This is a genomic window from Streptomyces sp. NPDC019937 (assembly GCF_040631655.1).
In the GTDB taxonomy this organism is placed as follows: Bacteria; Actinomycetota; Actinomycetes; order Streptomycetales; family Streptomycetaceae; genus Streptomyces.
This window is the reverse complement of the sequence record NZ_JBEYAL010000002.1, coordinates 112806-127830: the sequence shown is the minus strand read 5'-3', so window position 1 is coordinate 127830 and position 15025 is coordinate 112806. Positions and strand designations below refer to the sequence as shown.

10 protein-coding genes and 2 pseudogenes are annotated in these 15025 nt (G+C 72.3%); 4 read left to right on the top strand and 8 right to left on the bottom strand.

The window, feature by feature from the left end; genetic code table 11:
- Window positions 1-96 precede the first annotated feature (96 nt).
- The 5 genes from ABZ562_RS02375 to ABZ562_RS02355 form a co-directional block, all read right to left on the bottom strand.
- Window positions 97-3315, bottom strand: a complete 3219-nt coding sequence (locus ABZ562_RS02375) for an NACHT domain-containing protein (protein ID WP_361472815.1) — start codon at window positions 3313-3315, stop codon at window positions 97-99.
- Between the two features lie 145 nt (window positions 3316-3460).
- Entirely contained in the window at window positions 3461-6298 is a 2838-nt protein-coding gene (locus tag ABZ562_RS02370; RefSeq protein ID WP_361472813.1) for a beta-L-arabinofuranosidase domain-containing protein, read from the bottom strand.
- Between the two features lie 129 nt (window positions 6299-6427).
- Window positions 6428-8128: a sigma-70 family RNA polymerase sigma factor gene (locus tag ABZ562_RS02365; protein ID WP_361472810.1), complete on the bottom strand. Its 1701-nt coding sequence runs from the start codon at window positions 8126-8128 to the stop codon at window positions 6428-6430.
- Window positions 8129-8165: 37 nt separating this feature from the next.
- Window positions 8166-9395 (bottom strand): alginate lyase family protein, encoded by a 1230-nt coding sequence (locus tag ABZ562_RS02360; protein WP_361472807.1) that lies wholly within the window; start codon window positions 9393-9395, stop codon window positions 8166-8168.
- A gap of 87 nt (window positions 9396-9482) precedes the next feature.
- On the bottom strand, window positions 9483-10652 hold the full coding sequence (locus tag ABZ562_RS02355; RefSeq protein ID WP_361472804.1) for a serine hydrolase domain-containing protein: 1170 nt from the start codon (window positions 10650-10652) through the stop codon (window positions 9483-9485).
- 143 nt (window positions 10653-10795) lie between these two features.
- Here ABZ562_RS02355 and ABZ562_RS02350 point away from each other — a divergent pair.
- From ABZ562_RS02350 to ABZ562_RS02335, 4 genes and pseudogenes are all read left to right on the top strand, one after another.
- A pseudogene (locus tag ABZ562_RS02350) lies at window positions 10796-11170 on the top strand (hypothetical protein); the annotation flags it as partial.
- 13 nt (window positions 11171-11183) lie between these two features.
- The gene (locus ABZ562_RS02345; RefSeq protein ID WP_361472802.1) at window positions 11184-11426 is read left to right on the top strand and encodes an NUDIX hydrolase; all 243 of its coding nucleotides are present in this window, start codon (window positions 11184-11186) and stop codon (window positions 11424-11426) included.
- A 30-nt stretch (window positions 11427-11456) separates the two neighbouring features.
- The gene (locus tag ABZ562_RS02340; RefSeq protein WP_361472799.1) at window positions 11457-12035 is read left to right on the top strand and encodes a class I SAM-dependent methyltransferase; all 579 of its coding nucleotides are present in this window, start codon (window positions 11457-11459) and stop codon (window positions 12033-12035) included.
- Between the two features lie 83 nt (window positions 12036-12118).
- Window positions 12119-13132: pseudogene (locus ABZ562_RS02335) on the top strand (MFS transporter); the annotation flags it as partial.
- 63 nt (window positions 13133-13195) lie between these two features.
- On the opposite strand, the gene ABZ562_RS02330 reads toward ABZ562_RS02335, so the two are convergent.
- The 3 genes from ABZ562_RS02330 to ABZ562_RS02320 all read right to left on the bottom strand — a co-directional run bounded on the left by ABZ562_RS02330 (window position 13196) and on the right by ABZ562_RS02320 (window position 14992).
- Entirely contained in the window at window positions 13196-13762 is a 567-nt protein-coding gene (locus tag ABZ562_RS02330; RefSeq protein ID WP_361472796.1) for an NUDIX hydrolase, read from the bottom strand.
- Between the two features lie 66 nt (window positions 13763-13828).
- Window positions 13829-14284, bottom strand: a complete 456-nt coding sequence (locus ABZ562_RS02325; protein ID WP_361472793.1) for a hypothetical protein — start codon at window positions 14282-14284, stop codon at window positions 13829-13831.
- A 33-nt stretch (window positions 14285-14317) separates the two neighbouring features.
- Window positions 14318-14992, bottom strand: coding sequence for a formylglycine-generating enzyme family protein (locus tag ABZ562_RS02320; protein WP_361472790.1), 675 nt, complete (start codon window positions 14990-14992; stop codon window positions 14318-14320).
- Window positions 14993-15025: the final 33 nt, after the last annotated feature.

The window sequence follows — 15025 nt, the reverse complement described above, 5'->3', positions numbered from 1 at the left end:
CGCGGGGACATCACACCAGGTGAAGGCGGAATCGCGTACGCGATGGCCTCCAGTGTGACCCTGGTGTCGAACACGGGTGCGGCGTGTCGCCGGGTGTCAGGGGTGCGGATAGATATCCAGTTCGACACTGTCGGGAAGCGAGTCCGCCCCGCGGATCTCGCCGGGGTAGACGAGCCGTACCCGGCGCAGCCGGGGCAGCCCGGCGAGGGAGGCGAGATCGAGCTCCGCGACCTGCGACAAATGGACCTCCTCCAGGCCCGGGAGGCGCCGGGCGATCCGCCGCAGCGGAACCGCGTCCCCCGCCCTGGCCCACACATCCAGGTGGGTGACCTGGGGGATCTCGGTGCGCGGGGCGAACAGCAGCATGCTCAGCTGCTGCGGGGAGAGCGTCAGCTTGCGCAGATGCGGCAGCTCGGCGACGAGGGAGCCCCACTCGTCCGGCGTCAGCCGCTCGCTGGCGTCCTGCAGCCGCAGTTCCTCAAGCCCCCGGCACGCCACGATGCCCGCGAGCTGGGCCGCCGCCGACGGCAGCGCCAGCAGCCGCAGCTCGGCGGCGCGCGGCAGGTCGGACAGTCCGCGCCAGGGCACCTCCGGCCCGACGAGAAGCCCCTCCAGCCGGGGGCAGCCGGCCAGCTTCAGCAGGGTCTCGAACTGGGGGAGGTCCCGCAGCTCCAGCCTCCGCAGCCGGGGCAGCCGGGTCAGCGGCGCCGGGTCCTTGACGTTCCGGCACCCCTGCAGGGCGAGCGTCTCCAGCTCGGGATAGGCGCAGAGCAGGCCGAGATCCTCCAGCTGGAGGGTGTTGCGCAGACGCAGCTCGCGCAGCCGCCGCGGATCGAGCGCGGCACTGATCTCGTCGGGACCGAAATCCCCGTGCAGCCCCACGCGTTGATACCCGGACATGGTGCGCAGCGCGTCCAGCTCGGCGTGCGAGCGCACCGTGACGATCTCCTCGGGGGCGATGTCGAGGAGGGGGCGCACGATCTCCTCGGCGTACGCCGTCGTGTCGAACCGGTCCCAGTGGGCGAGGAGCTGCGCGCGCACCGCGGGCTGGCCGGTGCGCAGGAACTCCCGGAGCCTGGGGATGGCCGCGTCCCCGCCGATCTGGCATATCGCGTGGACGGTGGCCAGCTCCTCGTCGCCCTCCAGGTCCTTCGCGGCGGGCAGCAGGCCGAGCAGCAGCGGGCCCGTCTGCGCCAGTGACCTGGCCTCCCGCAGGCTACGCGGCGGGAGCAGCCGCGCGGCCCGGTCCTCGATCGCTTCGCGCACCGTCGGCTCCAGCCGGGTGGCCTGTTCGAGGGAGGCGAGCGCGAGGAGTCGCAGGCGCGCTCGCACCGCCGCGTCCTGCTCCCGGTCGCCCCGTTCGCGAAGGCGCGTCAGCAGATCGGCGCGCTCCTGGTGGCGGGCCTGTGCGACGGCCATCTGAACCACGTCCTCCCACTGGTCCAAGTGCGCGTTGTTCACCAGCATGCCCATGTCGCGCTCTTCCAGTACGGCCCTGGCGCCCAGGAAATCCTGAAAAGTCCGGTGAATGAAGTTCACCGCACCCGTGGCGGGTTCCCGCAACAGACCGGAACGCTCCAGCAGATACTGCAAAGCTTCCTCCGCCGTCCCCACTTCCGCCAGACGGGGCACCGAGGGCTGCAGCCGCCGCACCACGTCCACCGCGTCCGGCCGGTCCAGCTGCGTCCGCTCGTTGCGGATCAGCCAGTACGCCAGCTTCTGCAGCGGTTCCGTCGCCGACCGCTGGTCCAGCGCCGGGCGGCTGCGGCCGTACACCTCGCGCTCCAGATCGCGCCGCTCCAGGAGCATCGAGAGCGCCGCCTCGTACAGGGCGGCGCGACCCTGCGGCAGAAAGCCGCGGCGCTCCCGGTGCAGGGCGCAGATCAGGCCGCACATCAGCGGGTTGGTCGCCAGCCGGCTCAACTCGGGGCTGCTGCGCAGCGACAGCGTCAGCGTCTCGCCCAGCTCCTGCGAGGCCCCGGCCGCGGCGTGCCAGCGCCGGATGAACTGCTTCATGTCGGCGGGCCGCATCGCGGCGAGCGTGAACTCCTGGAAACCGTCGCGCGCCAGCCAGCCCCGCTCCAGGGCCGAGGGGCGGGAGGTGAGCAGCCACAGATTGCCGGGGAAGACGGCGAGCAGCTTCTTGAGCCAGGCTCGAGTGCGGGTCCGGTCTTCCTTCGGGATCTCGTCGGCCCCGTCGATCAGCAGCACGCCGCGCCCGTGCTGCAGCACCCGTGCCGCCCATCCGTCCGGTTCGATGCCCACCAGCGGGCAGCCGATCCAGCGCAGGAAGTCCTCGGGCATGGGCAGTTCGGCGTCCTTGCGCGCCAGGGTGCGCAGCGGAAGGACGAACGGGACGCGTCCGAACAGCTGCGTCAGCCCGCCGGGCACCCGGTCCTGCTGTGCCGTGGCGAGGGCCAGCCACTGCACCAGGGTCGTCTTGCCGGTGCCCGCGACCCCGTGCAGGAGCACCCGCTCGTGGCGGGCGAAGACCCCCTCGGCCGGGCCCGCGGCCCGCTCGGCCTCCGCCTCCCGGTCGGCGCCCGGCTCGCCGTTCACCACCGGGACCGGATCGGTGCCCTCGCGGTACGGCCGGGCCTCCAGGCTCAGGTACGCGGTCTCCAGCGGCCAGTCCTGGCCGTCCGGTTCGCGCAGGTCGACGCCGTAGATCGTGAGCCGGCCGTGGCACTCGACGACGTAGCGCGCGTACTCCTCCTCGAACTCCGCGTCCTGGCGGCTGATGTCGGGCAGCCGCCGCAGGATCCTGTCCAATTTCTCGCTCTGCTCCCGGATCTCGCGGCTCAGCTCGATCTGGGCTCGGGCCGCGAAACCGGGCCGCTGGCTGAAGAAGCGCATGAGGTGCACGCACGCCGTCTCCAGGAGCCGGTCGTGGAAGCGGGCGGCGTCGTCGCTGAGGAGCCTGCGGGTGTCGGGCCCCGCGCTCCGGGACAGCTCGGCGGCCAGCCGCTCGGGGCCGAGCGCGAAGGCGTGGACGTCGTCCATGTCGAGATCGCCGAGCGCGTGCAGGGTGCGGGTCAGCGCCTGCCCGACGGAGTCGTGCTCGTCCGCGCCGATCGGCGGATCGTGGGGACCCGCGGCCCGCACCGCGCGGCGGACCAGCTCCCGGGCGAGCTTGTGCAGATCGTCCTCGGTCAGCGTGCGGTGCTCCTTGGCGAAGGACACCAGCCGGCGGATCGGGACCGGGCGCTCGCCGAACTCGGCCGCCGGCGCGCTCGCGGGCGGCACCAGCAGTCGTTTGACCACCGGCACGACCACTGCCGATGCGATCCGGAGCCCCACCGTGCCGCCGTCCACAGCAGCCCTCCCTCACCAGCGCCGACGCGCTTCCCCCGCCGGGCCCATGCCCCTCGAACCCCCGCTCACCATAGCCGCGGACGGCCGTCTTGAGGCAGGGCGCGCGGGCGCCGGGCTCGCGCCAAGTGCCCGCGCCCGGGTCCGCTCAGGATACGTAGTCGGCCTTCTTCGCCGCGGCGACCACGCCGCGGCCGTCCGCGGCGCCGAGCAGCCCCGCGGCCACCCAGGCGTCCACGGTGGACCGGACGTGCTGGACCAGCGCGCCCTTGCTCCGGTACGGGGCGGCGGCCCAGATCGCGTCCAGGAGGGTGGTGCCGTCGTCCCGGGCCGGGTTGGCGATGCCGGAGTCGTGGCCGCCGAAGACCACCGTCGGCTCGGACCGGCGGAAGTAGGCGTGCGTGGGCTCCTCGGTCCCTTCGGAGAACGGGGCGAACTCGACGCCGTCGAGGGTGTAGTGGAGCGGCTTGCCCGGTACGGGGGTGAGCGTGGGCAGCAGATCGCCGGAGAGGGCGGCGTTGCGGTAGAGGCCGAAGGTGAGGAAGTCCGTGCGCGCGTCGCGGGCCACCAGGTTGACCGGGCCGTGGAACAGGGTCTGTACGCCCGGGTCGTCGAGCGCCTTCTCCACCCGCAGCCGGAACGGGATGAGCACCCGGACGGTGTCCCCGTCGCGCCAGGTGCGGGACACCGAGGCGTAACCCCCGGGGGACCAGGGCCCCTTCACCGGCTTGCCGTTGACCGTCACCCGGAAGCCGCTCGTCGCCCACGCGGGCACCCGCAGGCGCAGGTCGAAGCGGGCGGTGCGGCCCCGGATGACGAGCGTGGAGCCCTGCTGGGCCGGATAGCCGGTGGACTGGGTGACCGTGATGCCCTTCTCGGCCCAGGTGAGGGTGGACGGGCTGTACAGGTTGACGTACAGGGCGGTGCCGTCGGCGCGCCTGAAGTACACCGAGTCCTGGTACTTGGTGGCGCTCTCCATGCCGGTGCCCTCGCAGCAGGTCGTGCCCGCCTTGGGGGTGTAGTCGCGCACATGCCCCGGCACCAGGCCGATGAAGTACGTGACGAGCGGCTTCTCCGCGTCGGCCTTGTCCTGCTTGGAGCCGAGGACCTGGTTGTACAGGGCGCGCTCGTAGTAGTCCATGTACGACGGCTTCTGCTCGTGGAAGAACAGCATCCTGCTCAGCTTGAGCATGTTGTAGGCGCAGCAGGTCTCGGCGGTGGTGTCGCTGAGGGTCTTGGCGATGGCGCCGCGCGCGCCCCAGAACTCCCGGTTGCTGGTGCCGCCGATCCCGTACATCCGGGTCGGCACGACCATGTCCCAGAAGTTCTTCGCCGCGGTGAGATAGCGCTCCTCCCGCGTCTCGTCGTACAGCCGGACCAGACCGGTGAAGATCGGGATGTGCTGGTTGGCGTGCAGCCCGTCCAGGATGTCGTCGCCGGCGGCGCAGGCGTCGATGAGCTTGTCGAGGTCGAACAGGCGGGCCAGCGCCAGGTGCTGGGGCTTGCCGCTGATCGCGTACAGATCGCAGATCGCCTCGACGATGCCGCCGAACTCACCGCTGGAGAAGATGCCCCACATCCGCTGCAGGGTGCTCCGGGGCAGCTTCGACAGCCGGGAGTACATCCAGTCGCACATGCCCGTCGCGAGGTCCAGGGCCCGCGCGTCGCCCGTGGCGAGATGGGCGTCGAGCAGCCCGCGCAGGATCTTGTGGGCGGTGTAGTACGGCGCCCACACCACGGTGTAGTCGCCGCTCGTCATCGACTCCAGGGTGATGAACTGCGTCTCCGGATACGCCGCGAGGAACCCGGGGTGGCTCGGCCCTCCCCAGGTGCGGCGCAGGGTGGCGTGCCGGTCGTGGCCCGAGGAGTCGGCGAAGGTGCCGCCGGTGGTCTCCTCGAAGGTGTAGGCGGCCAGGTCTCCGGCCCCGGCGGACGACTCGGCGGCGGGGTGGTCCTGGAGCTCGGCGATCTGGTTGGCCGTCAGGGCCCGTGACCAGAGGCCGACCTCGTCGAAGGCCCCCGCGAACACCGGATCGGCGGAGTAGTGGGAGCGGCCCAGCCAGTGGTCGCGCAGGGTGCCCAGGGCGGCCGGGGTGAGGGTCATCGCGGTGTTCTTCGCGACCGCGGCGCCGTTGACGTAGAGGATTCCGGTGCCGTCCGCGATCGTCACCGCCACATGGCTCCACTCGCCCAGGGGCAGGGGCGCGGTGCCGTCCAGGCTCTGCTCGCCGCCCGCCCCCGAGGTGGTGATGGCGAAGCGGGGATGGCCTTGTCCGTTGCGGGCGGTGAGGTAGAGATAGCGCGTGGTGTCGTCGCCGAAGTCGAGGATGCGGGTCCAGGCGGCGTCGTGCGTGGGCTTCACCCGGGCGGCGAGGGTGATCGCCGCGGCGCCGCCGAGCACCGTGTCCGGCAGGTCCACGTATCTGTAGGACCCCCGGACGTTCTCCGCGGCGGTGCCGAACCTGCCCGGCACGCTGAGCACCGCCGGATCGTGCCGCAGCGCCTCGCGGACCTCGTCCAGGGCCCCGACCATATGGCGGATCCTGTCGGCGTACACCTTCTCGCCGGTGCCGGTATGGGCCTGGGAGAGCATGGTGAGGAAATGGCCCGTGAAGTGGCCGCGGAGGTTTCCCTTGGCCTCGCCGTCCAGCCCCTCCCAGCCGCCCGGCGCCACCGCGCCACGGGTGGAGAGGCCCGCGTTGGCCCGGAAGACCTGGAGGAGCCGGTCCACGTCGTAGCCACGGCCGTAGTCCAGCATCAGTTGGCGCTTGGCGGTGAAGACGCCTGTCCGGAGCGCCACGTCCTCGGGGCGGAACGGCCGCAGTGTCCAGGCGGCCGGGACCCCGGGCCCGGCCCCGGCCCCGGTCCCGGGCGCCGCGCCAGGAGCCGCGGCCGCCCGGCCGGTGGCGAGCGAGGTCAGCGCCGGGGCCGCCGCGACGAGGGCGGCGGCGCGGAGGACGGCTCGTCTGGCGGGTGCGGATGCCATGGATTGCCTCGTTTCTGGGGGCGGGGCCGGGATCGCGTTCGACATATCAAACATCGTTCGGAAAGCCGACCAGAAAGTAGAACGCTGGTCAGGACACGTCAATAGCTGGGACGAGAGTGCGCGCACGCCTCAGCGCGGCGGGGGAGTGACCTCGGATTGTCGCGGCACCGTCGCGGGGTCGGCGGGCCGCGCGCGCGTCAGATACTGCGGCACCGGTGCCGTGTCCTCACCGGTGTCGCGGACCAGCCCGTAACGGACGACGCCCGCGCCCGCGTCGGGCGGAGTGGCCACGTCCTCGGCCACCTGGTCCCAACTGGACGCCTGGGCGAAGAGGTTGTAGTCCGCGCCCCGTTCGTTCTGGTGCAGAGTGACGCTGCCGTCCAGCCAGAAGTACTCGTTCTGCCACATCTGCTGGGCCCCGGCGGGCAGCACGGTGGTGCCGGTGGCGGGGCCGCCCATCCAGGTCGTACCGTCCGCCGAACCCGGCTGTACGTCGTCCAGCCGCCGCCCGCCGCCCGAGGCCACATGGAAGAGCCTGCCGCGCAGGCCGGTCCACGTCGGCATGACGAGCGCGCCGGGGCGCTGCCCGGGCAGCACCTGCCAGCGCACCCGGACGTAGCCGCGCCCCGTGAACGTGACCTCCTCGCCCCGGTGGGTCAGCCCGGTCGGCGGTGCTCCGGTCAGCGTCACCGTGCCGTCGGCGCGCCGTGGCAGCGCCGCGGGCCGGACGGTGGCCGCGGGGGCGCGGTCGGCCGTGTCGACGACCGTGCCGTACAGCTGCTCCTCCGGGTGCGAGGGCGACGGCGCCGGGGAGGCCGGAGGCGCGGACGACGGCGGGCGGGCCGTGCTCGCGGTGGTGGGCGGTGCGGTCCGTGGCGCGGGCTCGTCCGGCGCTTGCGTCACGACGTACGCGCCGCCCGCGGCGATGGCCGCCCCGGCCGTCACCGCCACCGCGGGCTTGGCCAGCGCGCCGAGCACCTTGGCCGACCAGCCCACCGGCGCCGTGACCGAGGCCGTGGCGGAGACGGTGGCGGCCGCAGCCGCCGTCTTGCCGCCGCCCAGTACCGTCGCGAGCGTGAAACCGGCCGGAAGCGGCACCAGCGCGATGCCCACGAGCAGCCGCTCGGCGGGTACGGCGTCCTCGCGTCCTCCGGAGCAGCGCGCACACCCCCGGATGTGCCGGGCCAGCCGCTTGCGCCACACCGAATCGGGCCGTCCGTCCCAGTCGTCGGTCACCTCGCGCAGATCCGGGCACGAGGAGCCGAGCGCCCGGACGATGCCCCGCGCGGTCTCCAGCCGCGCCTTCATCCGCTGCACCCGCACGGCGGCGTGCTGCCGGCTGATGCCGACCGCCGCCGCCAGCTCGCGCCGGGTGAGCTCGCCCGCGACCTCCAGCCACCACAGCGACAGCAGCTCCCGGTCCTCGTCGGCGAGCCAGCGCACCGCCTCCGCCACCTCCCGCCGCTGCCCCTCCAACTGGAGCCGCAGCACGGTCAGTTCGGCGAAGTCCGGGGCGCCGTGGTCGTCGTCGGGCAGTGCGTCGGCGGTCCGGCGGCGCGCCCGGTCGCGGATCTGGCGCATGGCGATGGCGACCAGCCAGGAGCGGAAAGCCTCCGGATCGCGCAGCGAGCCCAGGCCGTGGACGGCGCGCAGCATGGTGTCCTGCACCACGTCGTCCACGTCCGCGTGGCCGTTCAGAGCCCGTCCGACGATGTTGTAGACGAGCGGCAGCCAGCCCTCGACCAGCTCGTCGAGGGCGCGCCGGTCCCCGTTCTGCGCCGCCGCGATGGTGGCGCGCCACTGCCGCCCGTCCACACTGCGCCCGCCCACAACCTGCCCTTCCGCCGTCCCTTCTCGTACGAGGCGATCACTTCGCGTAGAGGAGCGTCCCGAAGCCGAGCTGGTCGAAGCCTCCGCTGTTCGGCCCGTAGTCGCCGCCCCCGCCCTCGACGCCCACCTTCTCGGCCATCGCCGTGATGAAGGGTACGGAGAGTCCGCGGCGGCGGGCGTAGTGGTAGTGCAGGATCGCCCAGACCGGGCGGATCTGCCCGCGCCCCGCGTCGGATATCACCGTCTGCGACCGCTGTGCGCAGTTCTGGCCGGTGCCCCAGGTGTAGGTGGTGAAGGGCACGTCCTGTCCGAGGTTGTACGTGGCCACGTACTGGGCCGCCTTCATGAACCGGTTGTCGTCGTAGCCGTACAGGTCGACACCCTGGTTCCAGGCCATCTCGCAGATCGCGCCCATCTGCCCCATGCCCATCATGGTGTGACCCTGGTCGCGGCCGCTCTCCTGCCACTGGGCGAGCCCCTGGTCCTCGTACACGAAGGGGATGGCATGCCGGATGGAGCCGTTGCCCTCGCCGGACTTCATGTACGTCACGGCGCGGTCGAACGCCGCGGCGTCGTCGCGGAGGATGCCGATCGCCATGAGAGACGCGGTGTTGCACAGGTCCCAGTTGGCCCAGTAGTTGGTGACGCAGGCGTCGTTGTGGCGGGTGAGGAAGTCCTCGTTGAGCGGCTGGAAGACGCGCCGCATCATCGCCTGGAAGCGGGCGAGGTCGAAGCCGTCGTAGCCGCGCATCAGCTCGGCGGCGTTCGCGAACTGGTAGCCGTGGAGACCGGCGGCCAGGAAGCGGTCGGCGTTGCCGGTGATCTCCTTCAGCGTGGCCGACCAGGCGTTGAGGATCGACACGGCGGTGTCGCCGTTCGCCCTGGTGCCGCCGATCTTCCAGCGCAGGGCGTTCTGATAGGCGGCGTGGACATCGTGGTACAGGGTGGGGTAGTTCTGGCCGCTGCCACCGCGGACGACCGTGGCCTGCGGCCTCGGCTGCCACGTGCTCGCCGAGTGCCGATTGGCGGTGAGCCTCTTCCAGCCCGCCAGCCACGGGTCGTCGCCCGCCGCCACCCGCACCTTGGCGCGGTGCAGATCCCCGGCGCTGTGCAGCGCGCCGGGGTGCGCGAACCCCGCCGGGGCGGCCTCCGCGCCGCCCCCGGCGAGCGCGGCGACCCCGCCACCGAGCGCCCCGGCCGCCACCAGGCCACCGCCGAGGGTGAACAGGCCTCTGCGGCTGAGGCGGTGCTTGTTGTCGTGCGGCATGCGGCTCAACTCCTGAACGAGGATGACAGGGGACACCCAGGAGACGGAGCCACACCACCGCCGATAACAGTTTTTCCTACCCCGCCCTCACAGCGCCGTGTACACCGCGTCGATCAGGGCCTTCTTCCGGGGATCGTCGGCGATGTGCGGACCCATGCGGTTCATGACATAACCGAGGCTGACCTGGGCCTCGGGGTCGGCGTGGCCGCAGGAACCGTCGTGGCCGAAGGCGCGGTGGTTGGGGCCGTACGAGCCGTTGGGACCGCTCAGCCACACACCGAGCCCGGCCTCCATGTCATGGGGGAGACCGTGCCCCAGGATCAGGTCGCGGCACGCCCCCTGCCCCTCACGGGCCCGCTCGACGGCCCCGGGCGAGAGCACACGATGGTCCCCGGCCAGGCCATGGCGGGCGTAGACGCCGTAGAGGGTGGCGATCGCGCGGGCCGTCCCGTGGCCGTTGGCGGCCGGGATCTGCGCGGCCCGCCACTGCGGAGTATTGGCCTCGGCGGCCCCGACGAGCGGGTTGGCCAGCGCGGCGATCGCGACCGGCTCCAACTGCGCGAACACCGCGGCCTGCTCGCTGGACGTGGCGGCGGGCGGATGCACCAGCTCGGCCGCCCGCCCGGCCTCCTTCTCCGGCAGACCGATGCTGAAATCGATCCCCAGCGGCCCGGTGATCTCCTGCCGCAGAAACTCGCCGGGCAGGACACCGGTGACGCGCCGGATCACCTCGCCCACCAAGTGGCCGTACGTCATGGCGTGGTAACCCGACCGCGTGCCGGGCTCCCACCACGGCTCGGTGGCGGCCAGCCGTGCGCAGGTCTTCTCCCAGTCGTACAGATCGGCCACGGTGTGCCTCTGCCGCAACCCGGCCAGGCCCGCCCGGTGCGACAGCAGGTACCGCACCGGCAGTGCCGCCTTGCCCGCCGCCGCGAACTCCGGCCAGTACGAGGCCACCGGGGCGTCGAAGTCCAGCAGCCCCCGGTCCGCGAGCAGATGCGCGCACAGGGCCGTCACACCCTTGGTGGTGGACCACACGTTCACCATGGTGTCCCGCTCCCACACCCGCTCGCGCCCGGCGTCCGCCCAACCACCCCACAGATCCACCACGGTCCGCCCGCCGACCTGGACGGTCACCGCCGCGCCCAGCTCCTCGCGCTCGGCGAAATTGGCCGCGAAAGCGTCACGCACGGCGGTGAATCCCGGGTCGCAGTGGCCTTCGATGTGCGGCGCGGGCGGCACGGACGGCTGCGTCATGGTCCACTCCCAACAGGTGTGTTCGGCGGACTTGCAACATACCGACTGGTTGGACCGGCGGAAACCCGACCGATCCTCCGGCGTCCGTGCCCCGCCGTGGGGCAAGGTCGCATCGGCGGACCCGCCACGGACACGGAGGCCTCATGACCACGCGGCCCACCCCCGAACTCCGGTGCACCGGAACGGCAGCCCTCATCGTCAACAGCCGTGGACAGTATCTGCTGCATCTCCGCGACGCGCACAAACCGATCCCCGACCCGGGTACCTGGTCCCTCCCCGGCGGCGGCCCGGAAGGGGCCGCGACCCCGCCGCAGTCGCACACGCGTCACGGCGCGCGGACCGTGAAGAACGTCATCGGCGTGCACCTGTATCTGGAGCGCGACGGCCAAGTCCTGCTCGGGCTGCGCCATCCCGATGCGGCGTTCGCACCGTTGGAACACCATGCCCTGGCCGGACACTGCGAGCAGGAGTCCGCCATCGCCTGCCTCATCCGGGAGGGGAAGGAGGACGCGGGGCTGCTGATCGACGCCGATGACGTCGAGTTCGTACAGGCCGTCCACCTCGTCGATACGCCCGGCACGCAGCCGCGCATGGCAGATGTTCTTCCGCGCCCGGCGGTGGACGGGCGAGCCCGAAGTCCTGGAGCCGGCCACGTGCGTCAGCTGGGGCTGGTGGCCGGCCGGCGCACTGCCGGAGCCGACCGTTGCCTACACCCGGGCCGCGATCGAAGGCATCCGCCACGGGCGCCTCTACACCGAGATGGGCTGGACCTGACCGACCCTCCACCCCCTGAGGAGCGATCCATTGGGACACACACGGCAGGACGAATGGGACACGCACTACGCCGACGGAAAGACATTCCGGCGCCTGGGGGACACCGAGCGCGCACTGCTGGCCGCGCACGTGCCCGCCCCCGCCGAGGGCGGCCGAGCCCTCGACGTGGGCTGTGGCCTGGGCGAGCTGGCCGCGTATCTGGCATCGGTGGGCTACACCGTCGACGCCGTCGACTGGTCCGACAGCGCCCTCGCCCGGGCCGGTACCACTCACCCGGCGGGCGTGCGGTGGTTACGCCTGGACATCGAGCGGGACGACCTCGCCCCGCTGCGCCAGGACGGCTACGACCTGATCGCGCTCCGGCTGGTCTACCCCTTCTTCCGTAACCGCTCCCGGGCCATGGACGCCCTCGCCCGTCGGCTGCGGGAAGGCGGAGCGATCGTGGTGGTCACACCGCTCGCAGCGACGACGCCCGAGGAGCGTCGGGACATCACGCTGGACGAAACGGAGATCGGCCTGCTGAGCAGCGGATGGAAGCGGGTGGATCGGTTCGACGCGGAGGGGCTGGCCATGCTGATCCTGCGGGGCCGGGTTCAGCCGGAGGGTTGAGGGTTGTCCGCCCCCGGCCGTGAACCGTCGGCCGGGGGCGAGGAAAAGTCTCCGGGATGACTTCAACGAAACCCCTTGAAGTCATGGATACCCAAGACATCGAACCGCCCGAGGTGGAGTCTGCCGTTGATGCCCCCGTACCGCAGCGGCGGTGGTGGACCCTGCCGGCGGTGAGCGCGGCCCAACTGCTCGTGGTGCTGGACGGGACGGTCGTGAACATCGCCCTGCCCTCCGCGCAGGGCGCGCTCGGGATGTCCGACGCGAACCGGCAATGGGCGATCACCGCGTATGCCCTCGCCTTCGGCGCCCTGCTCGCACCCGCCGGGTTGTCGTTGCTGACCACGACGTTCACGGAGCCGCACGAACGCGGCCGGGCGTTCGGCGTGTTCACCGCGGTCGGTGCCGCCGGGTCGGCCATCGGCCTGATCGCCGGGGGACTGCTGACCGAGTACGCCGGCTGGCGCTGGTGCCTGTACATCAACGTCCCCGTCGCCCTGTTGGCCGTGCTCGGTACGGCCTTCGTGCCGCCGGGCCGCCCGGTCCGCGACGGCGGACGGCTCGACGTCGCGGGCGCACTGCTCAGCACCACCGGCTTCGCCGCGGTGGTCCATGCCTTCAACGAAGCCGAACCGCTCGGCTGGGGCGCGCCGAAGGTGCTGGTGCTGCTGGCCGGTGGTGTCCTGCTGCTGGCCGTATTCGCCACCGTCGAGGTCCGCGCACCCCACCCGCTGCTGCCGATGCGTGTGCTCCTGCACCGGGCCCGCGCCGGTGCGTTCATCTCGATCACCCTGATGTTCGTCGCGATGTCCGGCTTCTACCTGTTCATGAGCTACTACACCCAAGCACTCCTCGGCTATCCGCCGGTCCGCGCGGGCCTGACGCTGATCATCAACGCCCTGGCCGCCCTGCTCGGCTCCACCCTGATCGCCGCGGCCGCCGTGATGTTCGTCCTGACCCGTTTGACGCCGCGGAGCACGGACATCCTGCCGCTCCACCTGGCACCCGCCCTGGTGCTCACCGGGCTCGGCCTCGGCTGCGTCATGCCCCCGACCGCCGCCCTGGCCACAGCGGACATGCCCCCGCACGATGTCGGCGCACCGCTGACCATGAACCGCCCCGTACGAAAGACCGGAACCGTGACCTGGGCTGCTGCTCGGTCGTCACACCGTGGGCCTGAGAAGGCCGGCGGCGACCAGCCCGGCCAGGCCCAGGTCCATGTCGGTGAGCCGACCGCTCAGGATGTGGGCCACGTACTGGTCCCGCGGCAGCGTGATCGGCTCGACGAACTCCTCGGCATCCGGCGTGGGGTCCGCGACTTTGCGGCAATCGCGGGCCAGTGCCGCGTACCGCACGTGGGTGGCGTAGGAGGCCAGATAGGTGGTCGCGACGACCTGGAGCGAGCCGGCCTCGTACCCCGTCTCCTCCAGCAACTCGCGCGCCGCACCGGCCACGACCTCCTCGCCATCGGCGACCAGACCGCCGGGTAGTTCCGCCAGTACCGTGCCCGGCCCGGGCCGGTACTGGCGCACCAGGAGGCCCTGCCCGTCCTCCGTCAGCGCGACCACTGCGACGGTGCGCGGTCCCACCAGAATGTCCCAGTCGGACTCCCGGCCGTCGGGCTGAACGTAGGTGCGGCATCGCACTTTCAGGTATCCGGCCGACCGAGGGCGCTCGCTCTTCAGCGTCCACACCAAGGGGTTGGGCTCTGCGGCAGTCACGTTCGGCATCCTATGCGCCGCATGGTGTGACCGCCCTCGTAGACGTCTCCGGGGGCGATGCCGCACCGCCCGGCGTCAGGGGAGTGGTTCGACCTCCAGATAGCGGTGGCGGCCGCGGCCGCGGTACTCCAGGGCCTCCCAGCCCAGCCCGCGCAGCACCCGGGCGCAGTTGCCCAGCTGCTCTCCCGCCGCGTACGCGGCGCCACTTCCCGTGGGGCCCAGCCACTCCACCCGCACCACCCCCGCCCGCTCGGCCTCGCCGCAGCGGTATCCCGTCGCCGGCCGGTGGCCGTCGGCGCCGACCGCCGAGGGGGGAATGCCCGCCGCCTCCAGGGCGATGGCCACGGCCCGTACCGGCTGGTGCCGCTCCCAGGCGGCGGGCGTGGCGAGAGGGTCGTCGCTGTCGGTGTTCATCAGCCGACGGATCTCCAGCAGGCTGTCGAACGCCGCCCGCACCGCCGCCGTCCGCTTCCGGGGGTCCGTCTCGATGGGCGCTTCATCGCCCGTGGCCGCGTCGAACCGTGCCGTCACCCGCCACCTCCAGGTCGAAGCCCTCTCGTGGGATCAGCGCTCGGCGGTACGCGCGACGCGGAAACCCACGTCGTCCACCCGGAAGGTCGGGTGGCTGCGGCGGCGTACGGAGGCCCGGCAGCTCCAGTGTTCATCGAACCAGCCGCCGCCACGGAGCACGCGGTAGGTGCCGTAGACCTCGGCGTCGTAGAGGTCCCAGCACCACTCCCAGACGTTGCCGAGCATGTCGTGCAGGCCCCACGCGTTGGGCCGTTTGCCGCCCACGTCATGGAGTCGTTCCCCCGAATTGCCGCGGTACCAGGCGATGTCGTCGAGGGGCCCGTAGCGCGGTCCGGTGGTGCCGGCGCGGCAGGCGTGCTGCCATTCCGCTTCGGTCGGCAGCCGGTACCCGTCCGCTGACGGGTCCCGCTCGACGCCTTCGCCATCGGCATGGAGGCGGTACGCGGGGGCGAACCCGTCGCGCTGCGACAGGGCGTTGCAGAACCGCACCGCGTCCTGCCAGGAGACGCCCTCGACGGGCGCCGCGTCCGCCTGGGCGGTGCTCGGCCGCGCGCCGGTGACCTGGGCGTACAGCGCCTGGGTGACCGGGTGCGCGCCGAGCTGGTACGGCGCCAGATCGACCGGCCAACTGCGCTGGGTCCGGCGGTCCGACAGCGTCACCTGCCCCGGCGGTATGGCGATCATCTCGTGCCCCGCGCTCGTGTTCACGGACCGACGATACCCGGGTGGACGTCGACGGCT